19 protein-coding genes are annotated in these 24243 nt (G+C 40.1%); 2 read left to right on the forward strand and 17 right to left on the reverse strand.

Annotation, left to right across the window (positions count from 1 at the left end):
* The first annotated feature begins 321 nt into the window (after positions 1-321).
* Both OA91_RS01290 and OA91_RS01295 read left to right on the forward strand, forming a co-directional pair.
* Positions 322-960: an OmpA family protein gene (locus OA91_RS01290; protein ID WP_063337703.1), complete on the forward strand. Its 639-nt coding sequence runs from the start codon at positions 322-324 to the stop codon at positions 958-960.
* Positions 961-1048: 88 nt separating this feature from the next.
* Complete coding sequence (locus tag OA91_RS01295; protein WP_063337704.1) at positions 1049-1822, forward strand: hypothetical protein; 774 nt, start codon at positions 1049-1051, stop codon at positions 1820-1822.
* Positions 1823-1852: 30 nt separating this feature from the next.
* Here OA91_RS01295 and OA91_RS01300 read toward each other — a convergent pair whose 3' ends face one another.
* The 17 genes from OA91_RS01300 to OA91_RS01380 form a co-directional block, all read right to left on the reverse strand.
* Entirely contained in the window at positions 1853-3106 is a 1254-nt protein-coding gene (locus tag OA91_RS01300; RefSeq protein ID WP_063337705.1) for a type VI secretion system ImpA family N-terminal domain-containing protein, read from the reverse strand.
* Between the two features lie 59 nt (positions 3107-3165).
* On the reverse strand, positions 3166-6711 hold the full coding sequence (tssM, locus tag OA91_RS01305; protein ID WP_063337878.1) for a type VI secretion system membrane subunit TssM: 3546 nt from the start codon (positions 6709-6711) through the stop codon (positions 3166-3168).
* An 18-nt stretch (positions 6712-6729) separates the two neighbouring features.
* Complete coding sequence (tssA, locus tag OA91_RS01310) at positions 6730-8133, reverse strand: type VI secretion system protein TssA (protein ID WP_082827729.1); 1404 nt, start codon at positions 8131-8133, stop codon at positions 6730-6732.
* 9 nt (positions 8134-8142) lie between these two features.
* Positions 8143-8847, reverse strand: coding sequence for a type VI secretion system-associated protein VasI (gene vasI / locus OA91_RS01315; protein ID WP_063337707.1), 705 nt, complete (start codon positions 8845-8847; stop codon positions 8143-8145).
* Positions 8844-10394, reverse strand: coding sequence for a sigma-54 interaction domain-containing protein (locus OA91_RS01320; protein WP_063337708.1), 1551 nt, complete (start codon positions 10392-10394; stop codon positions 8844-8846). The genes vasI and OA91_RS01320 overlap by 4 nt, the downstream gene beginning before the upstream one ends.
* A gap of 4 nt (positions 10395-10398) precedes the next feature.
* Complete coding sequence (gene tssH / locus OA91_RS01325; RefSeq protein ID WP_063337709.1) at positions 10399-13101, reverse strand: type VI secretion system ATPase TssH; 2703 nt, start codon at positions 13099-13101, stop codon at positions 10399-10401.
* A gap of 11 nt (positions 13102-13112) precedes the next feature.
* Positions 13113-13886 (reverse strand): type IVB secretion system protein IcmH/DotU, encoded by a 774-nt coding sequence (icmH, locus tag OA91_RS01330; RefSeq protein WP_063337710.1) that lies wholly within the window; start codon positions 13884-13886, stop codon positions 13113-13115.
* A 3-nt stretch (positions 13887-13889) separates the two neighbouring features.
* Positions 13890-15227, reverse strand: a complete 1338-nt coding sequence (tssK, locus tag OA91_RS01335) for a type VI secretion system baseplate subunit TssK (protein ID WP_063337711.1) — start codon at positions 15225-15227, stop codon at positions 13890-13892.
* Position 15228: 1 nt separating this feature from the next.
* Positions 15229-15711: a type VI secretion system lipoprotein TssJ gene (tssJ, locus tag OA91_RS01340; RefSeq protein ID WP_063337712.1), complete on the reverse strand. Its 483-nt coding sequence runs from the start codon at positions 15709-15711 to the stop codon at positions 15229-15231.
* 2 nt (positions 15712-15713) lie between these two features.
* Positions 15714-17228, reverse strand: a complete 1515-nt coding sequence (gene tagH, locus OA91_RS01345) for a type VI secretion system-associated FHA domain protein TagH (protein ID WP_063337713.1) — start codon at positions 17226-17228, stop codon at positions 15714-15716.
* Between the two features lie 10 nt (positions 17229-17238).
* Positions 17239-18198, reverse strand: a complete 960-nt coding sequence (gene tssG, locus OA91_RS01350) for a type VI secretion system baseplate subunit TssG (RefSeq protein WP_063337714.1) — start codon at positions 18196-18198, stop codon at positions 17239-17241.
* A gap of 12 nt (positions 18199-18210) precedes the next feature.
* Entirely contained in the window at positions 18211-19977 is a 1767-nt protein-coding gene (tssF, locus tag OA91_RS01355; RefSeq protein ID WP_063337715.1) for a type VI secretion system baseplate subunit TssF, read from the reverse strand.
* Positions 19978-19979: 2 nt separating this feature from the next.
* Positions 19980-20417 carry a type VI secretion system baseplate subunit TssE gene (tssE, locus tag OA91_RS01360; RefSeq protein ID WP_063337716.1) on the reverse strand — a complete coding sequence of 146 codons (438 nt, stop codon included), beginning with the start codon at positions 20415-20417 and terminating at the stop codon, positions 19980-19982.
* A 3-nt stretch (positions 20418-20420) separates the two neighbouring features.
* Positions 20421-21893: a type VI secretion system contractile sheath large subunit gene (tssC, locus tag OA91_RS01365; protein ID WP_063337717.1), complete on the reverse strand. Its 1473-nt coding sequence runs from the start codon at positions 21891-21893 to the stop codon at positions 20421-20423.
* Positions 21894-21934: 41 nt separating this feature from the next.
* Entirely contained in the window at positions 21935-22447 is a 513-nt protein-coding gene (tssB, locus tag OA91_RS01370; protein WP_063337718.1) for a type VI secretion system contractile sheath small subunit, read from the reverse strand.
* 653 nt (positions 22448-23100) lie between these two features.
* Positions 23101-23619, reverse strand: a complete 519-nt coding sequence (locus tag OA91_RS01375) for an Hcp family type VI secretion system effector (RefSeq protein WP_046019734.1) — start codon at positions 23617-23619, stop codon at positions 23101-23103.
* Between the two features lie 334 nt (positions 23620-23953).
* A complete protein-coding gene (locus OA91_RS01380) occupies positions 23954-24238 on the reverse strand; it encodes a type VI secretion system PAAR protein (protein WP_046019733.1) in 285 nt (94 codons plus the stop codon).
* Between the last annotated feature and the right edge of the window lie 5 nt (positions 24239-24243).

Genomic DNA, 24243 nt, shown 5'->3' on the forward strand with positions numbered 1-24243 from the left:
TACTAAGTAAGAGATTCTTCTTCTCCTTGTTGTTTATAAAACCGTCTTTTTTAAAGGTTTTTATGATGATTTAGAGTCCAAAACCAACAACAAGAAGTACTAATATATTTTTAAGGCCCAGCATTATATGCGATCAGCTCTCGACACTCTAGGATTTATGAAAAAAACCTAGATAGAATTTAATTAACCCTAGAAACTCCCGCCCTAAAAACCTTACACTTTTTTACATAATGAAAACAAAACACCCATGGTATTGGATATAACGAATATGAATACTCTATATTCTAACCACCCGACTCTGAGCTAGATTAAGGACATTGAATGAGAAAAATGCTATGGATAGTCATTTTATCTAGCTTTATGGTGGAAACCAGCTTTGCTGAAAGGCTATTTGGCAAGGATATTAGTCAGCGTTTTAAAGATTTGGACAAAGACGGCGTCATCGCCATACGAGATAAATGCCCAAACACCCCACCTAACTCTAAAGTTGATAATTTTGGCTGCTCCATTGCCAAACATTTAAGTAATTCGATAGAAAAAAAAGTCAAACTCGACGTTCGTTTCGAAACAAGTAAACATCAGCTAAAGGACAGTGAATTAAAAGGCATCTTAAAACTAGGTAAATTTTTGCAAGAATTTAAAACAACAGATGTTGTTATAGAGGGCCATACAGACTCTCAAGGTGATGAGGAAAAAAACCTAGTGCTCTCTCAAAACAGAGCCAATGCTATCAAACAAGCATTAGTTGAAAAATTCACCATTGCACCCAAGCGTATAAAAGCAATTGGCTATGGTGAAAGCCAACCCATTGCTGATAATCAAACAGAAAATGGCCGCGCAACTAACCGCCGAGTAACAGCGGAAGTTAGCCATATTAATGTCAAAGAGTTAAAGCTAACGGAAAAACGCTGGACGATTTATACAGTTGATTCAACCGAGTTTAATAGTTTAAACATTTAACCTCCCCTTTTATTAATTTTTTATGACAGTTAATACCAACTGACTTTCACTTTCTATACTTAACCCATCTCACAATTTTAGGTTATGTATGACAAGACCACTTTATATTTACCTTTCAGTCCTCAGTTTTTTGACAGCATTTACTCATCAATTATCTGCAGAAGAGCTTCTAGTTGCCAAAATTTGTCCTGTTCAGGCAGAAGTCAAATCCAGTTCAACTCACTTGGGCATATTGGCATTCTCTAAAGCGTGGTTTCACAGTAGCCGCAGCCAAGCAAGCTATATAGCAACAGATAATGCCACAGGTGTTGGTTTAGAAATTCACTTTTTCTCTAACATAAACGGGCAAATAAGTGGTCGCAATCAAGCGCAATGCGACAAATATCGCATGCTCCAAGTTAGAAAAAGCAACATTAATTTAGTCAATGAAAATATCAACCAACTGGATATCCCACCAGAAAATACAGAACCCTTTTATGATGGAGAAAACCTAGAGCATGGCCGGGGCAACCATTACACCCCCCTTGATGACACAGATAAACCTTGGGAAGGCCAAGTACAGAGAAGCTCTACCCTAGCTATCTATGATACACCTTATATTTCAGATGCTTATGGCGTAGAAGGTGAAGATATTACAATTATGTTTGAAACATGCGTTGTATGCGAACGAGAAAATAGTTATGACCAGTTACTCTCTTGTGGACAATGGGGCTATACAAGAGAGTATCTTGGCGGTATGACAGGTTGGACCGAGCCAGAGTTTATTCCTGTGAGTTGTAATAATGTAGCCAGTGATATTTTTAAAAATACGATCGAATATAATGAATCATTAAGCTATCACTATTGGATCAATTGGCGTTAATAACAAAAAATGCAATTAAACCAAGTTTCACTAATGATTCTTCTTACCTTCAACTTTGTTTTCAAGTAACGCAATTTTAAGGTTTAACGCTTTTAAGTTATAAAGAAGCTTATCCAATTCAAGTTGCGATGATTCAAGTTTTCCTTGTTCAATTAACTCTTCAATATACATGGCCCTCCCGTAAACAGGAGATAGGCTAATCGCATAATCTTCCATCTTTTTAGCTAATACTTTTGCTTGATCGTATCTATCACTTTCAACCATCAAGTTAATATTAGCTGCGTTTGTTCTAGCACGACTAAAGCGCTGATACTGTGTATCAACAACAGCCAACATATCAGCCTTCCAACTTTCTAAAGTTGCAACATCCCCTTGCAAAGACTCATCACCAGGATAAAGCCCTTGCAAAGTAGCCTCTAAACCTAGAGCCTGCCTCAAATCTTCGGTAACTTTTTTATCCATTAATGCCAAAGAACGATCAAGGTAAAAAGCAGAAATTTCCTCTTTTTTGGTCGCAAAATCACCAAAATCAATAATTAAAGGTAAATTATTAATAAATTCTGGTTGCATGACTTTAGGGATTGTTTGCTCCACACTTACTACAGAGTTTGGGGTATCCAAATTTTGCTTGAGGTATGCAAAGCCAAATGTTGCTATAACAGCTAAACTTGCCCCACCAAAATAGGGAAGTATTTTTTGCTTCCAACTCAACTTAGCTGCAACTTCAATCGTTTTAGGTTGAGCAATCTCAGCATTAGTTTCAAGTTTGTCGATATATTCAAAAATAGTAAACGCTATCATATCCAAATCTGGCACCTGATCGGGCTGGAGCAGACTAAATTGATTATGCAAACTGTGACAAGCCCTTTCACAACGATATAAATCTCTAAGCTGCTTCACGCTTGGATTCAAAGACCGTATTTCTGGTCCTATTTTCCCAACCATCCAGGTGAGAAGCTCGGATCGTCTTATTGCAGGGAACGCCGAATTAGCACCAAACTTTTTTATCACAGCAGCTTGTAGCTCTAAACCAACCGCTAAACCACTTAGGCCTTGTGTCTTAATTGCTGCCACTGTGTAATAAACAGCCACCAGTAAATCAACACCTTCACTTGCACCTATCTGCTCACATAACTTCCTAACATTATCCCAATCTGTGCCACCAGCCAGAGGAACATTCCTACGATTAATTTCAGACCTAATTTGTTGATAAACAGATGAGTCTCTTAAAAGGCTTTCATCAGAAACAAGACGAAATTGATGTAAATCCGAAAAAAACAACATACTAACTAATAATCCCTTAAGTCTGATGGAGCAAAATTTGCTCCATCAGATATCGCTTTTTAATAAAGTGTTTTTGATAACTTGAATGATTTGAATAGAGATGAGGTGAATGGATTAGAGTCCGCATCTGAGTGCAATCGATAAATCGCGTAGCCTCCACTTAGGTTAAAGCGGTAATCGACACTTGTCGCACTAGCCCCAACGACTTCCCCTTTCTCCAACAGTCTGAAAAAGGCCCAAGCACCTTGGATAGCAATACTACGAGGAGAAGCATTCACTTGAGTTGGCACAAAGGTAAGCTTAGAAGAGGTACCTTCTCTCAAAGTATTAGGCCAAACCAGCTCAACTGTTTTCTTAGGTCCATGAGAATACCCCACATATTGACCATCCACATTGATAACACTTCTGCGTTTATTCGAACTTAGCTCAACAGGCTCTAAAGAGAACTTAACATCTAGAATCCCCTTATTCTGGAAGAATGCCTGCTGAATACGCTTCGCTTCTTCAAGTTGCTCTAAAACATCTTTTCTAATTAAGGATTGTTCACCAGAGTTAGCTGACAAACCTAGATTTTCATCCATGAACATTTTCAGCTGATTGTTGTAAAACTGGTTCAAGGTACCTTCAGGTGCAAAGAAGTCTTCAAAGTCTTGCAAAGAAACATCTTTTTTAGCTTCAGGATCGAAAGGATAACGATTTGCAAACTTACTATCGAATTTGGAATACACATCTTTAAACCATCTTACCTCAAGATGCTTAACCGCCTCTTGCTTCACAACATACCAGCTCTCAGTAGCAAGCTTTCCAACCATAGCATCTAAAGGTTTTGGCAAACCTGACGCAATACGCTGCACAGTATAAATAGGATCAGCATTTTTAAGCGTTAGCCTATCTTTAGTAGCATCCAATGCAGCTTTCCCCATGTCTGGTGCATTTTGAATAGCAGTCAAATAAGTCTGCAATTGAGCCACAGCCTCCATAACTTCTTCCATATAAGCTGGCTGCCCTTCTCTCTCATCCAATAGAGAGTTGAGCTCAGCAAATGGATTGTTAACTGCTGCTGCAACTTGATACTTAGGCGCCTTCATCAAATCAATACGTTCAGCATCATTCTCTGGCAATTCAGGGAATAGCTGAGTATTACTTTCAATAGCTGCCAACATTCTTGAGAAAGGCTGCATACTGCCAGTTAGGTTATCTAATACTTGAACTGCATCATTGATATCAGAAAAGTATTTAATATCGATAGCATTAATAGCCGCTCGCCAAGTATTGGTGTAATCAGAGACATATTGATCTCGAATTTTTTCACGTAACACTTGCTTATCAGCCGTACTAAATTCGGCTACTTCACTTTGACCAAGTACCCAACTATCAATCAAAGCTAGCTCAGCAACTGACTCAGATTGAGGTAAAAAGTACTTCTCAAAACCTTTACTGGTGAGTAATTGAGAAACAAGTAAGTTCTCGGTATTAATTACCCTTTCTTGGAAAACAATATCAAACACAGGCCCTATCGCATGTTTCACATTTAATGGCGAACCAAGCTCAGTGGATGCATTTTGCTTGAGGTTACGATATACCCTTTCTTCAACTGGCATGGTGCCAAGATCTGATTGGATTTTTGAAATTAGTGGCTTATGCTTCTTTAATACTTTTTGAGCGTATTTGTCGCCACCATCGCTTAACTCTTCTAAATCTATGTGCTTCATAGCGTAATCAAGATGCTGCAACAAAGTTTCCTGAGTTTCCCTGTCGCCCGAATACTCTTTTTGCCAACCTTTGGCAAAGTACTCTTCAACAAAACCATCACGACGGCCATTCTTATCTGTCATCATTTTATAAACTCTTAAGGCTGCGAGTTTATTGACATCATTTTTTGCACCGGACAAATCTTTAGCAACCTGATCCATAAGCTCTGGCAAAAACCTATTTTGTAATAAGCTTAGGTAAGTCTCTTCAACTTTAGGTCCAATTAAATGCCCTTGGTATAAGCCCATATCAGAGATATAAAGCGGTTTCTCCCTGAAAAAACCAAACTCAAGTGTCGCATCACGAATATCATTCAAAGCAGATAAAATATCTTGCTCAGAACGAATCATAGAGTCACTGGCATACTTTTCTTTATAGTCATTTACCTTTTTAAGCACCGCATTGGTTTGCTCAATATTTTTTTCATAAAACTGCTGCCAAGAAACAGCAAGCAAGCCAGAACTAATGGCACAGACTAAAAATGATAACCAAAGAATACGGCGTTTTTGACGAGCAACCCTGAAGTTGTCTGATGCCAAACCCGCTTCTGGATAAATAATTTTGGTAAAGAGTTTTTGCGTAAAATAGGTCGTCGAATTTACCGCATTTTGCGCACTATTAATTGAGTGCGTTAAACCATAACGACGAGATGCCGCATCAACAAATGCATTGGTCGGTACTCCTTGCTGGAATACCGAGGTGAAGAAAGCGCCACGCACCAAAGGTGATGTCGAGAATTGATCACTACCTAAAGCATCGACAAAAAATTGCTTCAGTACATCTTGCATACCTGCCATTTGTCTAGCAAAGCTATAAATTGCCACCTTATCATCACCATCAGGTAAACCCTGCATGATAGGTGATAAAGAATCATTGATACGCTCAACAAAACCACCAAACTCAGTTTCAAACTCCTCTATCCAATTATCAAGTTGATTTACTGATTCCATGGAGAAGGTAAAACCTAAAACATCCTCACTTTGTGCTCGGGTATATTCGCGGAAAAACGGTTCAAAGCCATGTAACAAATCTAGCTTGGTAAAAGTGATGTACACAGGCAAACGAGTAGAAAGCGTTTCCATCAACTCACGTAATCTGGCTCTTAAAAGGCTGGCATAAGCACTTCTTTCTGACGCTGTCGCAGTCGCTAAATGAGCAATATCTAAAGCAAGTACGACACCGTTTAAAGGCCTTCTACTTCGTGTTTTATCTAACCAGTGAACAAAGTTCTGCCATAGACGGCGCTCCATTTCACCATCATTACCCTCTTCATCCATGCGCTGAGTTAATAACTCACCATCTGGATCAATCAAAACAGAGTCACTGCCTATCCACCAATCGAATGAATAAGGGTTTTCACTTTTTTTCCCAGAGGCACGCATTACGCTAGAAAAAACAAATTTCTGGCCAGAGCGATTAATTAAGCTAGTTTTACCGGCATTTTCTAAGCCTAAAACCAAATACCAAGGCAGAGCATATAAATAATTACGCTTATTTAAGTTCTCCTTCATATTGAGCATCACTTTATCTAGTTCAGTTTCTTGACGCTCTTCATATAGCTTGATAGGGTCTTCTTGATAGCTCGCTTCCAAAGCTTTTTCTTGATGGAATACTTTTAAACGACGCCATTGAACTACCCCCCAAATAGCAAAGCAGATCAAGGAAAAAATAAAGCTAACGAGACTACGGGCAAAAACTGAAGCAATCGGAAAAGTCTCTTCATACTTTAACCAAGGACCCATCATCCAAATAGCAATATTGGTTAAAATAAACAGCAAAAATAACAAAATAGGCATTGCTGATTTTAAACTAGGCAGAATAGCTGCGAAGAGTTTAAGTAAGGGTTTAAACATATCCATGTGTTCCTTTGATTATCCTTGTTTTACAACACGATCTAAACGCTGAATTAAGGAAGGTTCCCAATCAGATACAGACATATCCTGCACTTGCGTCTGTAACGTTTCATATTGTTCAACAGCCATAGCTGCTAGTTTATTTTGTTTAAGCGTGTCTGCTAATAACATACGCCAGTAGACACTATCTCTTGGCTCTTTCGATTGCTTTAAGCCTTCGTTAAGCATGCCTAACGCCACAGAAAGCCCACCTTCCTTGGCAAGACTGAAAGCTTCTTTTCTTTTTTCATCCCACCCGATAGACATGGCATTTTGATTTGACGACTGCTCTTCAACAGAAGACAGCCACTTTTGTGTTTCTTCATTTGCAAAGGGAATAGCACTTTTAAAAGAACATTCCAGCACTTTGGGTAAGCGCTTAACAAAGCTTAAAAGCTCAGTCTGAATGGCTTGCGCGCAGTCAGACTTATTTAATTTGGTAGCGATGCGATAGCTCAAGAAATGGCCATCAAACCAAAAGGGGGACACTGTCAGGCTTTGCTCGACTTTGCGCCACAAAGCCAAATCAGCTCCTCTTTGTAAATGCTCTTCATATTCACGAATACGATCAGGTGAAACTGGCATTAACTGAGTTTGTCCATTTGCATCAACCTCAGGCAAGGCTTTGATTGATTGCCAAACAGCAAAACGCCTTAATCGTAATACCAGCGCTTCTGACCCATCTAAATCAGATAGAAAGTCGGACACCTTTAATAGAGTTTGCTTAACCGCCCTATCACTACTACCATCAATTTCTATTTTGGCAGCCTTACTCTCAGCCTGACCTGACCCTGATTCAGCTTTTTTAGCCTCAGCCGCTTTATTGACTTCATTTTTTTGCGTCAAAAAAGCAAATTTACGGGTTAAGCTGGATTCCATGGCTTCGATATGATCCAAAGGGAGAGACAGGGCTTCAGCTGCCGCTTTAAGGCTTGCAACAGCCTTATCCAGCTCTCCTTTCAAATCTGAATCAAACATAGCCACATCAAGTTTTTCAGCCGCCTGCATACTTCTGTTAGCTATCTGGCTAAAAAACTTTCGTCTAGGCAGCAAGCCTCTGTCACCAGGCGCAGGAAAACAAATTTGCCAAAACGCTCCCATGAAGTCTGATAAAACATTAATCGACAAAGTAAAGCGCTCTGGCGTTGTCTTATGCTGCAAACACTGTAATAAATACGTGAGTAATTTAAGGTCTTTTGTTTTGCTCTCTAAAAGACTTAGGGTACTTTTCTCCACTTCATCCCACTGCACATCCGCATGGGACAAAGAGCCAACCTTCATCATTTGACTTTCAATAAAATCAAGCAAGGTATCTTCTAAAAGCTTTTCTCCGACCGGATTGTCAGAACTAATAGGTTTTAGAATTTTGTCACGATATGTCATACCCAGCTCCTACCAGTCGCACTTTTCACGAATTGGTTTAATCGTGCTAGCTAGGTTTAATGAGTCAAACCTAAGACCATCAATGACAGGTGAATTAGATCTTAAAACTAAAGAGCGAGATGAAATGATCGCCTTCATTGCCTTAATCGCAGGCACACCTCGACCAGTTCTAAGAACAAAACCTTCTTCGTCGCTAACCCAAGTTTGCGTATCTTTTTGATCACCAAAAATACTAATTTTCACTCTGGCATCTTGCAGTTTTTGCGGTAACACCAACTCAACTCGGCTAATTGTTTCAAGACAGCTAAGCATTAAAATTGGGGTTGAAGGCTGAGTAGAACTCCCCTTATGTTTCCCTAATTCCTCTAAGTTAGGCATTGCGGAAGACGTTACCCAAATGCTGTCATTCAATTCAGGTGTATCACCATAGGTAATTTTAAAAGCCGAAGAATCTTCCCTTTCTAACTCAGAGCTCATCGCCCTTTCTTTAATCGGCAAGCTAGATTTAACCACTTCATCTACTTCAAATTCAGTACCAAATACATCATCGAAGCAACTTAACCTTGCCAGCCTTGAAGCCACTAAACTACATTCAACACCGGCTACACCTAACCCTTTCAGCAAACCAATGTCTTCCATCGCTTGGTTATCTTGTGCCCATGCATTAGCTGAAAGGCTTAAAAAAATATAGATACAAAGAAATGACACCCTCATGCTTCAATCTCCAGCTTTAAACACTTATGCGCTAGGGTACGCTTTGGAATCCCTAAACTTTCTGCGGCTTTTGCTCTATCGCCGCCAAACTTAATTAATCGGCTACGAATAATATCTATCTCATAACCTGTTAATGCCCGCTTCAAATCTCTAATTCGCTCTAAATTCGATGCGCTGGAGATAGAGGTCTCTACAACATGAGTAGGGTTATCAAATACCAATAAATTTTGAACTCTATCTCTCACCACGCTCAGCTTAATTTCGTCATTATCTTCAGTTTGAATACATGCAAACTCAATTAAATGTCTCAACTCACGCACGTTTCCAGGTAAGTTACATTGCTTTAATAAATCCAAAGCTGAATAGCTAATACCGCGAACGCTGGTATGGTGCTTCTCATTGAATTGCTCGATAAATTTAAACGCCAACTCAGGTATGTCAGCAGGTCGTTTAGACAGAGCAGGTAGCATTAACGGGTATTGGAAAAGTCGATAATAAAGATCTTGCCTAAAATCACCTGACTGCACAGATTTCAGCAAGTTAACGTGTGTTGCAGCCACCAACCTAAAATCAGATGACATCTCTTCTTTTGCACCTAGCGCACGGTAATGACAAGTCTCAAGTACCCGTAACAACTTAGCTTGCAAAGAAGGTGACATATCTCCTATTTCATCCAGAAATAAAGTGCCACCATTCGCTTGAGCAACCAAACCAACTTTCTTACTATCAGCACCAGAAAATGCCCCTTTCTCATAACCAAAAAGCTCACTTTCGAGTAGGTTTTCAGGAATGGCAGCACAGTTAATAGCGATAAAAGGCTGATCACTGCGGCTTGAGTAATCATGCACAGCACGCGCTACTAGCTCCTTACCTGTACCCGTTTCACCTTGAACTAGAACAGTCAGCGTTGATTGAGCTGCTGTGATGATTTGCTTCCTTAACTTTTGCATGGGTTCACTTGAACCAATTAATCGGCCACCAAGAGAGAGAGCACTTTCCTTCTGCTCTCCTTCTTTCTTAAGCCTTTCAATAGACCCAACAAGATCCACCTTTTGAGTTGCCTGATTACCCATATCTTTAATAAAACCCAATTGGTTCATAAAGATTGCACTGTATTCTTGCCACTCAACAACTTGATCAAGATGAGTAATTTGATCCACTGGCCCCACCATTAAGACCATAGCCTTAACTTTAGTATTCCCTGTTGGCAAAGGATAAATCGCCACCATTTCATCACTTGAAGGCATACCTACCAGCGCGCTAAAACCTGTATCAGAACGCCAGTAAAGCAACTTCTTAAGGCTCATACACATAGGCGTTGCCGCCTGAAGTACATGAGAAAAAGGGTTGTTAAAGTCATTAACTTCCCAATTTATAGACTGGGGGTGATCTATCACCTCAAGGTGACTGCCATCATGCGAAGGCATGATGACATGAGCAAGAGATAAACCTATTTGCTCCTTCAAGGTTGTGGTGTATTGATTAATTAAAGCAGTCTCATCTCGAAGCTCACCCTGCTCCACAGCTTTCCTTAGCCATAAATTCATCTAGCTATCCCACCTCACCAACAAACTCACCATCAACAACTGATAGGTGAATACGGTTAACAGTTTCTCTCGCAGCCAGTCGATCCAACAAGGCAAGGGAAATTGGCGGTAACATTTGACCTTCAATAATGGCTTCCAACATACGCGCACCATTTTCAGAGCGTGTTGCTCGTCTCATAATCTCGGCAATCAATTCATCTTCAATCACCACTTCCGCTTGATACCTTTCAATAAATAGCGTTTCTAAATGAGACAACTTCGACCTAACAATTTGTTCAATAACATCTTCAGCAAGAGGCAAATAAGGCACTACTTCCATACGAGCTAATAAAGCAGGTTTAAAGAAATCACATAGCTCTGGATATAAACCTTCTTCAATCAAGTTTGGCGTTTCAGCATTATCAACTATAGTTTGATAACCCAAGTTAGAGGTTAAGAAGAAGACCACATTTTTACAGTCAATAACGCGACCTTCACCATCTGCCAACTCACCTTTATCAAAGGCTTGATAGAATAAATTCAATACTTCTGGATGCGCTTTTTCCACTTCATCAAGCAAAACAACTGAGTAAGGCATTTTGCGGATTGCTTCCGTCAAAACACCACCTTCGCCATAACCCACGTACCCTGGAGGTGAACCGATCAAGCGTGATACGGTATGTTTTTCTTGGAATTCAGACATGTTAATTGTAGTTAAAAACTGCTGACCACCATAAAGCTGGTCCGCTAGCTGAACCACAGTTTCGGTTTTACCAACACCACTTGGTCCAACTAACAAGAAGGCACCTTTCGGACGTCCTGAGCGACGCAAATCAGCTCTGGCCGTTAGAAGGTTACGATGCACTCTGGAGATAGCGATATCTTGACCTTTTATCGCCTTACCTAGAATTTCAGGTAAATGAGTTATTTTACTTAGCTCATCCGTATTCATTTGATTGACAGGTACACCCGTCCAATCAGCAATAACCTGAGCAATTTGATCAACATCGACTTCTGGGTGAATCAACCTTTGATCATGAGGAATGGCATCATATTCTTGATAAAGTGCTTCAAGAGCAGCGAGATCAGTAACAGGTTCAAGATAAGCATCTAAAGTTTCTGCAGTATCAGACGCATCGGCATCTTCAATAATTTCTGTCACCATATCTAATGCGTCTTGATCATTAGAGGTGGTTTCTAGCAGTGTCTCTTGCGCTTCAGGATTCAGGATCAACTGGCGAGCCATCACAATCTTATCAACCAGCGCTCTTTGCTCAGTCCAAAGCAAATGTAGTGAGTCATGCTCTTCTTTATCTGCCAAGTCATCAGAAATCAGTTGATCTAATCTAGTTTGATCAATAGCACGTCCTAGCTTTAGTTGACGATTCAACATATCAATTTCTAATTGTCTTTGATGACTTTGACTATCAATCGCAGCAAGACGGCGTGGTGGTGCTGTTAAATTAATCGCGATGCGAGCACAAGCTGTATCGAGTACATCAATGCTTTTGTCAGGTAGTTGTCGACCAGAAACATAACGAGCGGATAATTCCGCCGATGCTTTTAATGCCGCATCCGTAATCAAAACGCCATGCGCTTTTTCATACACGCCATGAAGGCCACGCATAATATCGCAAGCTTGATCTACACTTGGTTCTTCCAATTTAACAAGCTGAAAACGGCGCGTTAAGGCAGGGTCTTTTTCAAAGTATTTTTTATATTCCTTCCAGGTGGTTGCCGCAACAGTACATAACTCTCCTCGAGCTAATGCAGGTTTTAGTAAGTTAGCCGCATCACCACCGCCCTCTTGATTACCAGCACCAATAAGCGTGTGCGCTTCATCAATGAATAGGATAATGGGTGTAGGCGATTCTTTTACCTCATCTATGATGGATTTTAGGCGCTTTTCAAACTCACCTTTTACCGATGCTCCCGCTTGTAACAAGCCTAAATCTAAAGAAAGTAAATCTACTTTTTGAAGTGACTCTGGCACCTTGCCTTCGACAATTCTAAGCGCTAGCCCTTCAACTACTGCACTTTTACCAACACCTGCATCGCCCACAACGATAGGGTTATTTTTACGACGACGACACAAAATATCTATCATCAGATTAATTTCATCATCACGACAAATAACTGGATCTAGCTCACCTTTACTCGCTCTTTCTGTGAAGTTAGTACAAAACTTAGCTAAGGAGCTTGAATCTGCATTCAGCGCGACTTTATTACTCTTACCTGAATGATCATTTTGCACAGTTTCAGCAGATTCTATCAAAATCTGAGTAAAGTTTTTACGCAAGGTTTCTCGGTTTATCGCCTGAAACGTATTGATCAAGGCAAAAGGTAAATAACGATCAGGACGCATCAAGGCAGCTAAAAAGATAGCACCAGAGCGAAGTTCCGTTTCATTTAGCTCAGTTGATGATAACAACCAAGCATCTTGTAATAGCTCTACTAATAGTGGTGAAAAAGCAGGATATGTCGCATTACCTGTTTCACTTGTTAATGCATCGCCCACTTTATGTTTAATTAAAACATGATCTAAATTGGCACTTTTCAGCATCACTCGAATATCAGAAAAAGGGTTTTCCAATATGGCAAACAAAAGGTGCTCAAATGTCACCTCAGGGTTCTGACGGCTAATACAGTTAGACGCGGCCTGCTCCATGACTAGCTTAGTTTGGCTGTTTAACTTACTGATTAAATTTGATAGTTCGATCTGAATCACAGGGTCATCCTTTACTGCAATATCTGGTTAAGTTGTTCTAAAACATCGGTGGATTTGTTATGTAGATTGATATAAAACCCCACAAACAGAAGGCTCCAGCCCCCTATAAATCCGGCAAAAAGTGTCCAAACTGGCATTTGTCTTGAAAGTCGATACTTAGTTCTGACGACATGATCAGCAGCATGAGTTAACTCCTGCGGCTTTTTTTCATCCAACTTCTGCAAAATGTTATACAGATGAGAGATTATTTTTTCGTACTCTTCTAGGCCGTTATTTATCACGCGATAACGGCCTTTAAAGCCAAGGCTCAAACAGAGATAAATGAACTCTAACTGCTGCTGATAACGCCCTGGATCACTTTCTAAACGAGACAATATGGTGAAAAACTTTTCCCCACCCCAGGTTTCATTATGGAAGCGTGTTAATAAAGAGTGTTCAGCCCAAACGCTTTCAGCGCCCCAGCTAGTATTCATCACAGCTTCATCAACAAAACAGCAAAGCACATATCGATAAGCCAGAATGACGGCATGCTCGTAGCCTGCTTCGGTAAGTTCCACCTCAATCGATTTCACTTCTTCCACGGCTTGCTCATAGATTTTGTCGACGTTATCGCAACTAGAAAGGCGTCTAACCCTTAAGGCCATACCCATTAAAGGTGTCGCCGCATCAATCAGTTGATTAATGTTTGAACCGCGTAACTTAAACCAATAATCCTGATCGCCATCTATATTTTTGACTTCATCAAACAACAGGTTGTCGTAGTTTTTTTCGGCTTCATAATCCATTATTTATTTACTCCTTACGGCCCAGAACTGCAGATCAATATCTGGGAATTCACCCGCAACATGGAACGCAAAGCCACTAGAGTTCTGCAACATGCTCCATGCTTGGCTAGTTTTATCCAGCTGATAATAGGTATACCCAGCATGGTAAGGCAGCTGTCTTGGCGCAACAGGCAATGGGGTTACCGGAATACCAGGTAACTGCAATGAGATAAGGTCACGAATCTTCTCAACAGAAGCCACTTTGGTTTGTTGAATAAACAATTTACGCAGTTCATCCAATGGCATTCTTGCTTTCACAGCGATAATAAAGTCAGCATCTTCAACCAATTCAGGGTCTTGAACAGGTGCCACCATAAGGCCATATTTGCGTTTTTGTAGCTGCAAAGAAACAGCCCTAGGCTCAAGCACTATGCTCAATGATTGTCGTAGTAAAGACATCACAGAATTAAAAGCAGCCACAGGCATATCATGGTTATAAGCTTCAAACTCAGCTGGTAATCGACTTTCATCGGTAAAAGAAGCGAGCTCTCCACATAAAGAGGTGAGACTTTCATAAAGGCGTTCTGGATGAAGACTTCTTAAGAATGACAAATGACGTAAATGCGGCTGCATACGATTTAATGCTTGTAACAGCATAAAGTCCGACACATCGGCCACACCACCTTGACCTGGTGCACCAATACGCTGAGCAATATTTTTTGCTCGCTCACGCATCAAGCCAGACATTTCACCAATAAATCGGTGCAAAATAGGCACAGCACTCACATTTAGGTGACAAGGGATAAAGTTTGAATCCAGCATCACACTGCCATCAGGTCGTTTTTCAAGAATACGAGCAATGGCAATCGAGGCATAAGCACTACGATCTTCCTTTTCAAGCATCAAACGAATACGTACCGGACTAACATCTATGGATGTTGTATCACCCTGAACCGTATGTATGTCTCGAACTTCTTCCTTGCTGGCTTGATAACGACCGGCACCGGTACTGTCCGGCCAAGTAATTTCTGTGATTGAGTCACTTCTTAATGGGATCGCCAAATACACAACTTGCCCAGCTAGACCGCCATCCGCAATTTCTAGGGCATCAGGCTGTACATCTTCTTGCGGGATTCTAAAGATAGTGCCATCTGGCATGACACCGACGGCTCTTTCAATCGCAATCCGGCCAAAGCTCAAATATTCAGGGTTTAACGCGATATCAGTGACACCGTATAGATAACGACTCATTGAGCCCACACGTTCGTCAACCATATATTCGATATAGCGCAATTGCTGCTGGAAATGCTGTGGCTTAATAAATAGCCCTTCATTCCACACCACTCTATTTCTGGATGACATCTTATTCTACCTTTTCCAAAATCACTTCATTTTCCTTAAAAAGTGTCAGTAGATGATAATCTCTACCTAACGGCTTAACCTTCACAACCTTCTTCCATTGACTTGTGTCTGGATCCGAATAGCTGACCATGATCCCGATATAATTTGTGTCTTCATCTATTTCAATTGCTTCAATAAACTTGAACTGGCTTGGTAACAGCACATAGTCATAGTTATCGATATAGTTACTGCTTAACGCCTTTTTATAGTCTTCGATTAGCTGTTCATAATCGGCAGACATAAACATGGAGTCGTCTTCTAATTCGAATACAGTAAATTCAATTGGTGTTGCCTCTCCACTTGAGTTTGGGTTTACTTTTTCATCCGCTAACATACTGATCGTCACGCGAGTCGGCTCCAACGTAGGATCATATGTAGCAGGACTTGAAGAGCACCCCACCAAAAAGGCCAGCATGAAAAACACCCACACTAGACGAATATTCACGCTTAGTTCTCCCTTTGAATATCGCGTAGTTTTTTATCGTAGAATTGATCAAAAATTTCCCAGAAGAGCTTTTCAAAACCTTGTTGACGGTTTGAGGCTAACTCTTTGAAATAGCTTTCATACATATTCCAAGCCCACTCTTCTTGAGATTCCTGAGTCATTTGGCCTGGGCGTCTGTAATTCATAAAGCGACGCATTAAAACATCAGGAGAAAATGCATTTAAAATATGTGTCAAAGCCTCAGAAATAGCCGTCTCGACGGCAGTGTTATGATGCTGAACAAGCTTTAAGCTCTCATCAATGGCAGCCGGTGCCGATAAATGAACTGGGCTACGATTAGAGTCAAACATGGTCAGCACTGTTTGCTCGTAAGTCATACCCAAACGTAAAGGGTTATCTTCGATAGGCTGTAGATTTTTATTCATACCACCATAGCGACTACTTTCTACCTGCTTATGAATATCCAAAACACCTGCAATAGCCGCTTTTAAAGAAGCTCCCATTTCTTCGGATAATAGTTGTAAGTCAGCCGCATTATCATTACTTGCAGCGTTAACGCCTAATCCACGAAAAATAGGGCCTGTCACCATATGATTAGCATCCTGAGAAGGAAGCTCTTGGCTAAAATCCATGCCCATTTCTTTTTCTAATAAATCCAATACTTCTTCGTCCATTTGACTTTCCTTAGTGACTACATTCCAATTCGTTGGCTTATTTTTAGTGAGATTTGTAAGCGTCTTTTGTGATTGTTTTTTAAAGGTTTCAGCCTTAGCTTTTGCTTTGGACAAAAACCCTCTTTCAACCTTTTTCAAACGGCTCTTAGGTTCGCTTACTTGTGAACTTGCATGTGGTTTTAAAAAAATTGCTGAATCAAAATCTCTTTCAGAATCAGCTTGAACTAGTAATTCTGGCCCTTGCCACACCTGATCTTTTGCGAGTAGATAGCCTGCTAACTCAGCTTTTTTGACTTCCTCTTGGTCTGGCTTTACTTCTTCAATCAGGCTTTCAACGACCTCTTCGTTCTCTTCTTCTAATTCATCCAGCGCCAGTAAAGGGTCATAAGCAATTTCTTTATGGATTTCGACCGCATTTTCAATAAGATCAAAGCGATTTAGGTTCAGCTCATCTTCATCAACGCTAAACAATCTATCTATCGTTTGCGGTCCTGCGGCCATTTCCTCAGCACTCATTTCGAATGAGATACGAATCTTATAAGGACCAATATGCAATACATCCTTCTCATTCAATTTGGCTAAGATTTTTCTGCCAATCGCCATAGAAGAACCATTTACATAAGTAGAGTTACTCACATCTGATAAGCAAAAGAAGCCATCAACATACGTGATGCGACAATGCGTTTCTCTCACCTTGCCAGCGGTATCTTTCAGACACCAATCATCCATTAGCCCAGAGCCAATAGAGCCTCCACTAGCAGTAAATACAGTTGAAGCAGTTAACCCTGCCTCAAGCAGTTGTGCATTTGTCACAACAAACGAAATCACATCATGGTCTGACATACGTGTCCGCTTAGCCCCTTATTTGTATCCGTACTTTTCTGTTTTGGTTATTACTTCCCATGAAAGAAGTCCAACCCAATGAAAATCCATTTTCGCCACCTAAACTTAAAGAAGGGGCCTCAACATGCTTTAATTCAAGCTCAAGATCGAATGCCATTTGCTCTCGCAAAATAAACTCTATTAACTTACAAAAAGGTTGATACTCTTTTCCTGAAGGCAAGAAGTCTGAAAAACGCTCCTGCGTTAAACCTTTAACACAGATAATAAACTTGCCAGTACAGTCGTTTACTTCATCCCCAATAATGGTGTCTTCACCTAAACTGGCATTAGCAAGCCCTAAGCACATGGCTTGCTCTGTCGGTATTTTTACTTTCCTAACAACCCATTGCTCTATGCTGACATCTTCGAGATCAAAACAATGAGCAACTATGCCGGATACAACCTGTGGAGAACGACTTCTCCCTGCTAACATGCCGGCATACGACAGCATTTTGCACCAGTTAATGGGTGTTTCACCGCGTAAATTCTCATCAGCTAGACCGACAAGGGCAAACAACTGAGCCGAGAAAGCATCGCTCGCATCTTCTTTAAATCTCACGTAATAGCGATATTTACGCCACACGCGATAAACCAAAGAGATCAATCTATGATTAAAAAAGTCTAAAAAAGGACGCCTTACTCCCCCCTCTTCTTCAGATGCTATCTGCTCTAAAAAAAAGCCAGGTAAAGGAGACTGTGAACCAGATAGACCCATAAAAGTCGTCTGTAATTGCACCTGGCCTGAATCAGCTGCATATAAATCAGTTACGTCACTTGCGGGAAAACCCATACTTGGGTTAGCAGTGAAAAGCATTCTGCAAGCTAGTTCCCACTCTTCACTTTCAGGATCTTCTTCAAGCAAGCCATGAAGCAGCTCAACCAGTTGGAAAAAATTATAATTTTCAGCATCTTGCGGTAAAATTGTCGTCATAGTAAAAGTCACCTAAATTAGCGGTTGTACGCCAATTTTTGCGCCCCAGGTATAACGTTCATTATTACTAGAATTAATCACCACCAGTTCATGGAAAGAATTAATACTGGCGTACAAGGTAAAAAAACGACTTAGCACAGTGCCAAATAAATAAAGATCCCCTTCTGATCCAAATGCAGATTGATCCAAGGTGATTTCTGACTGCAAACCTCGTACAGGTAGGCCCCGCATAATTTTTTCAATGGGTTTTGAGGTCACCTTAGTAATACCCTGAAGACGCTGCTGGGCAACGATTTCTGCTTGTCTGTCTACCAAGGCCCTAAAGTCATAAGCACGTAATACAGCACTTAACGCATCTTTAGAAAGTAATGATAAATAGTTCAAGGACAGATTAGAGATCAGAGTCCACAACAAGCTGCCATCTAACACAGGTCTTAAGGCTTGAGTGGGCTCAATAATATTTTCAAACGTTGCAAAGGTGGGCGAACTTGCCGTTGGCTGGCAAATATCACCACATCCTAACTCAAGTGGTAATTGACGATTACTACAGGTAATACGTAGAGAAACCGCTTCACTCACACCAACTGATGTTGTTTCATCGCTACGAACAAAAGACATAAAGTGATCAAAGCCATCGTTGCGGATGCTGTCTTTTACTCGGATACGGTAATAAAGTGCTTTTCTATGTCGCGTTCTTTCTATTTCGTGCTGAAAGCTTTCAAATGGCGTATAGAGCCTTGGCTTTCCGCGCTCTCTACCATTTTGGGTGTCTTGCCAACCTTCAACTTTATCAACACTAAAAATTTCATAGTTAGCAGGATGACGACTAGATGGCGTTATTCTGTATTCACTGCTTTTACCATTTAAATCAATCGGGTCGGCATCATGCTCAAACAAGTTGATTGCAGGTGTGCAATAAAGCTGAAAACACTCTTGTCTAATTCTGACATCTGCTGGAATCATTTTTGAGAAACTAAAACGAATGGTTAAATTGCCACTCATAGATGCATTGACGAATTCACCAATAGATTTCAAATCAAAGAATAAAAAGGCCTCTTGAAAGCTCAAGTATTCTTGCAGAATTCGATAACCTTCATAGACATTTTTTGGGTAGCTAAGTAAAGCATCCTGACTATCAAAGCCCGCTAACTTAAAGCAAGACTTAGGAATACTAACCTGCTTGCCGTCACTCACAATATCAATACGTGTTAGGTAGTGACTAAGCCATAGGTAAAGCATCTGGGCACTGTAAGATTGACCGCCTATATAAAAACGTAGATCGGCCAAATCTATATCAACCAACCTTTGATCACCAAGTACTTTAAGGTCTAGGTTAATTTCGGATGAATCTCGAAAGTTGGTCGTTTCAACAGAGTGACACTCAAGAGGATAGACATCCATATCTCGACATGTACGAAACTGACAAACCGTATCCAGTACAGGCTTACTATCTAGATAAGTCCCTTTTTGGACTTGTTGACGCGCGCTAATGGATTTTTCCGTTGGGAAAAATTTAACGATTGTCATACTAGGAACAGGCCTTAAGTAGTTAGGCCACAACATACCAATAATAGAGTGTGTTAGCTCAGGAAATTCATCCTCAACCTTTGCTCTTAAACGCCCTGTTAAAAATGCAAAACCTTCCAACAAACGCTCGACATCTGGATCAGTAGAGCCACCATTTAAAAAGCGTGACAACTGAGGATGTACCTGCGTGAATTCCGCGCCCTGCTCTTTTAAAAAAGCAAGTTCTTCCCTGAAATATTTATCCTGCGACACAACTAAAATACTCTGTATTTTCTACTATTATCTAGCAACAACTGGATCTGAACGCTTTCATGTAAAGCTTTACTGCTAATTTTCGCCTCAATTTGAAACCTTAGATTCAAAGGACTATTGAGATCTGAAACTACCCGTATTTCCATACAACTTAAACGCGGCTCGTATTTTTCAAGACAATGACGTATGGCAAACTTGATTTGGACAGCAAGATCATTGCTGCCCAAAGTCGCATCATTAAAATCAATCAAACCTAAACCGGGCGCACTTTGAGCCTCTCCCAGTCGAGTATTCAGAAGATTACTAACATTACGTTTTATTGACTCAAGCACATCACTAGGGTCTGGCCCCTGAGTTACAGACCTTAGTGACGAGCCAGCTTCTAATCGTTCGAAGAAGCTGACACCATACGCACTCTCTTCAAGTGCGATATATGACATAAATTACTGATCCAAACGTCCAACAAGCGAAAGTTCGAAATTTGCACCCATGTATTTAAAATGAGGACGGACAGCAAGCGAAACCTGATACCAACCTGGATCACCCTCAACATCATGCACTTCAATTTTTGCTGCACGCAAAGGACGACGGCTACGAACATCAGCTGGTGGGTTTTCTTGGTCAGCGACATATTGCTTAATCCAACCATTCAACTCACGCTCAAGATCTTGTCTTTCTTTCCAAGAACCAATCTGTTCACGCTGTAATACTTTAATGTAATGAGCCAAGCGGTTAATAATCATCATGTAAGGTAGTTGAGTACCTAACTTATAATTAGTTTCCGCTTCTTTCCCTTCTTTAGTATTTGGGAAGATTTTTGGTTTCTGGATAGAGTTTGCCGCAAAGAATGCCGCATTATCACTGCCTTTTCGCATTGTTAGACCGATGAAGCCTTCTTCAGACAGTTCAAAGTCTTTACGGTCAGTGATGAGTACTTCTGTAGGAATTTTAGAGTGTAATGCACCCATAGATTCAAACACGTGTACTGGCAGATCCTCAACAGCACCACCACTTTGTGGCCCAATTACGTTTGGACACCAGCGATATTTTGCAAAACTGTCAGTTAAGCGAGTTGCAAAAGCAAAGGCGGTATTACCCCATAGATAACTCTCATGAGAATCACTCACACTTTCAGTGTAATTAAACTCTTTAATTGGGTTTTCAACAGGATCATAAGGTACACGTAACAAGAAGCGCGGTGCTGTAAGACCGATATAACGAGCATCTTCAGTTTCACGCAATGAACGCCACTTAGTATATTTAGGACTCTCAAAAGTGGACTTAAGATCTTTAATGTTTGAAATCTCTTCAAATGAATCCACACCAAAGAACTCTGGTGCCACTCCCGAAATGAAAGGTGCATGAGCCATAGCGCCAACGCTACCCACATATTGCAATAACTTCATATCAGGTGTTGAAGGAGTAAAAGCATAATGGCCAATAATCGCACCAACAGGCTCTCCACCAAACTGTCCATAACCAGCAGAATAAACATGCTTGTAAAGGCCTGATTGAGTTGTTTCTGGTGCAAACTCAAAGTCTTCTAGCAACTCATCCTTAGTCGCATGAAGCAATTCGATTTTAATATTTTCTTTAAAGTCAGTACGGTCAATCAATAACTTCAATCCACGCCAAGCAGATTCCATTTGCTGAACTGATTCGTTATGCAGAATTGCATCAACCTGGGTACCAATCTTTTTATCTAGCTCAACAAGCATTTGATCAACCAAAGACTTATTGACGATATCAATTGTTTGACCAGAGCCTAGTAGGTTTTCAATAAAGGCCGTCACACCTTTTTTAGCAACACCGTACCCTTCTTCATCAGGCGCCATTTTAGTTTGCGCCATAATTTCATCTAGCAAACCCACTTGTGCCTGGCTTTGCTGTTCTACTACCTGTTCTTGTTCAGACATAACTCTTTACCTTTAACAATCCTTATTAAAACCACCTAAAATTACTCAGTAACTTCAGGTTCTTCCGCATCATTTAATAGCTCAAGTTCAGCTAAAAGTTTCTCTCTTGATTCATCAGAAGTTAGCAAATCTTGCATACGAGAACGGAACGCAGGCACATTCCCAAGAGGCCCTTTAAGTGCAACCAAGGCTTCTCTCAGTTCAATTAGCTTACTCAGTTCAGGAACTTGTTTAACAATTGAATCAGGTGAGAAATCAGCAAGTGATTTAAATTCAAGGTTTACAGCTAGGTCTTGTCCTTCTTCATCAACCAATTTATTTGGTACAGATGCAGATACTGACAACTCACTTTCACGCATAACAGATGTGAAATTATTTTTATCTATTGAAATCGCTTCCCTATCTTCAATAGGAGCTTCTTCTGGATGACCTTTAAAATCACCAATAACTAGCGTTTTTAATGGCAACTCAATTTCTGATTGAACATCACCAGTATTTGGAACATATTTAATATTAATACGTTCTTTTGGTGCAACACTTTGTTCCTTAGACATACCTTCCCTTTAACTCCAATTTTAAAAATATAATTCAAAAACCATAATTACATTTGAATTACATTTAAACTCCGTTTAGACATTCCTTTACGCATCTGAAAAATGCAGGTGAGAGATTATCAACTAACAAATTGTTTTCAATAGCCAATTTCCTACAAGGGAAAATCAATTTTTTTAAGCTTTTAAAAAATGCAAAAACGCAACAAAACGCTACATAAAGCTAAAACCCACCATAAAACACAAAAAAAACCACTTTAAAGGCACTTTTTAGCTATTTTATTGCACTTTGTATAATTATCACTTATCTCTAGAAATTTTAAATTCTTGTTAAAACATTTCTCTATGAAATATAAAGTTACAATAAAACTGCATTTTATGCTTATTTAAAAAGAAGTGAGTCAGGCTCATTTAAATATTTAATAAAAAATTACATTTATATTTTAATATTTCTAAATGAATAATTAATTTTTAATTGAATTGTGAAATTTACTGCACATTTCGATTAAAAAAATAACTATTTATGAAAACCAAAAACTCTTTTTTAGAGCAAAAAAACAAACAAAAAAGGCCACACAATAATAAATATTGTGCGGCCTTCCCAAAAACACAGAGTTAAATTGTGCTTTTTATTAGTTTATAACTTTTGTTATATACTAAGCTTCAACTGGCGCTCTCCAGTCGTCAGAACCAGATGTTCCTGCAACTGTGTGTTCCCAATCAACTTTACGGTACGCTAAAGAAACTTCTACTAACTGAGTGAACTCAGATTTAGATGAATCTTGGCAATGAGGCATTTTGCAATCAATGTTTACAATAGTTGCATCAGTCAATTTAGTTGAGAAGAAATGCTCTTGCTTACCTTCAACTGAAGTGCGGTACCACTTCAATTCAACTGTTGGCAATGCTTCACCAGAAGCCAATGCGTTGTACATTAGAGGCACTGATTTATTTAGCGCTACTGTGAATTTGAAAGGCTTGTGTACACGTTGACCTGCAGGTTGGCCTGATTGTGGATCAGTAGGTACAGTAACGATATGGTCGAATTGCTGAACTAGCATTTCGTCTTCGTGACCTTCAACATAAATGTTACCGACAGAATCTGCAGTAAATGAACCTGCTGTGATGTTACCTTGAGTGTTACCTTCAATCGCAATGTAGCATGGAGTTGGCATAATATAATCCTTATAAATGTGAACCGCAGTTCCTTAAATAAAACGTCGTACTCATGTAGACGCCTATATAAAAGCAACCGATATGCCAACTTTTAAAAACAACAAAAAATAAAACATAAGATGCTGTTTTTTAAGGATTATTTATTTAAAATCGTCACTACGCAACACAAAATTAAGCGCCTAAGAACTCATTAAGCAATTAGTTGCTTAGACCATAAGCCATTAATTGCTTAAGAGTAAAATCTTGCTTAGCCATGGCTTTTTATAGATGACATAAAAAAAGCCGCATTAAGCGACTTTCTCTTATTCAATAATTTTTCAGGCTATCAATTAGCTAACCCACATTAACAGTGCCACCACCTGTCAGTGCGCCGCCACAATCAACAGGATCACCGCTTCTTGCTACTGGCATACCGTCCGCGAAAACACTTCCTGAACCACCAGCGATAGATCGGCCATGAGGTGGATGCTTTGGCTTAGAATGCATTTCTAGCGGATCCCCCATTCTTGCGATTGCCGCACCATCAGCTTTTACCGTGCCAGAACCCGCTGTAATGGCGGTTGGAGGAAAGCCATCATGATCCAATCCTTTATCCCCTACTTTTGCAGCATTTCCCATTTTAA

Source organism: Marinomonas sp. SBI8L, assembly GCF_001624705.1.
GTDB lineage: Bacteria > Pseudomonadota > Gammaproteobacteria > Pseudomonadales > Marinomonadaceae > Marinomonas.

What these genes read in the sequence shown, in the direction of transcription:
- OA91_RS01290 (WP_063337703.1), top strand. Translation starts at nt 322, where the DNA reads ATGAGAAAAATGCTATGGATAGTCATTTTATCTAGCTTTATGGTGGAA.
- OA91_RS01295 (WP_063337704.1), top strand. Translation starts at nt 1,049, where the DNA reads ATGACAAGACCACTTTATATTTACCTTTCAGTCCTCAGTTTTTTGACA.
- OA91_RS01300 (WP_063337705.1), bottom strand. Translation starts at nt 3,106, where the DNA reads ATGTTGTTTTTTTCGGATTTACATCAATTTCGTCTTGTTTCTGATGAA.
- tssM (WP_063337878.1), bottom strand. Translation starts at nt 6,711, where the DNA reads ATGTTTAAACCCTTACTTAAACTCTTCGCAGCTATTCTGCCTAGTTTA.
- tssA (WP_082827729.1), bottom strand. Translation starts at nt 8,133, where the DNA reads ATGACATATCGTGACAAAATTCTAAAACCTATTAGTTCTGACAATCCG.
- vasI (WP_063337707.1), bottom strand. Translation starts at nt 8,847, where the DNA reads ATGAGGGTGTCATTTCTTTGTATCTATATTTTTTTAAGCCTTTCAGCT.
- OA91_RS01320 (WP_063337708.1), bottom strand. Translation starts at nt 10,394, where the DNA reads ATGAATTTATGGCTAAGGAAAGCTGTGGAGCAGGGTGAGCTTCGAGAT.
- icmH (WP_063337710.1), bottom strand. Translation starts at nt 13,886, where the DNA reads ATGGATTATGAAGCCGAAAAAAACTACGACAACCTGTTGTTTGATGAA.
- tssK (WP_063337711.1), bottom strand. Translation starts at nt 15,227, where the DNA reads ATGTCATCCAGAAATAGAGTGGTGTGGAATGAAGGGCTATTTATTAAG.
- tagH (WP_063337713.1), bottom strand. Translation starts at nt 17,228, where the DNA reads ATGTCAGACCATGATGTGATTTCGTTTGTTGTGACAAATGCACAACTG.
- tssG (WP_063337714.1), bottom strand. Translation starts at nt 18,198, where the DNA reads ATGACGACAATTTTACCGCAAGATGCTGAAAATTATAATTTTTTCCAA.
- tssE (WP_063337716.1), bottom strand. Translation starts at nt 20,417, where the DNA reads ATGTCATATATCGCACTTGAAGAGAGTGCGTATGGTGTCAGCTTCTTC.
- tssC (WP_063337717.1), bottom strand. Translation starts at nt 21,893, where the DNA reads ATGTCTGAACAAGAACAGGTAGTAGAACAGCAAAGCCAGGCACAAGTG.
- tssB (WP_063337718.1), bottom strand. Translation starts at nt 22,447, where the DNA reads ATGTCTAAGGAACAAAGTGTTGCACCAAAAGAACGTATTAATATTAAA.
- OA91_RS01375 (WP_046019734.1), bottom strand. Translation starts at nt 23,619, where the DNA reads ATGCCAACTCCATGCTACATTGCGATTGAAGGTAACACTCAAGGTAAC.
- OA91_RS01380 (WP_046019733.1), bottom strand. Translation starts at nt 24,238, where the DNA reads ATGGGAAATGCTGCAAAAGTAGGGGATAAAGGATTGGATCATGATGGC.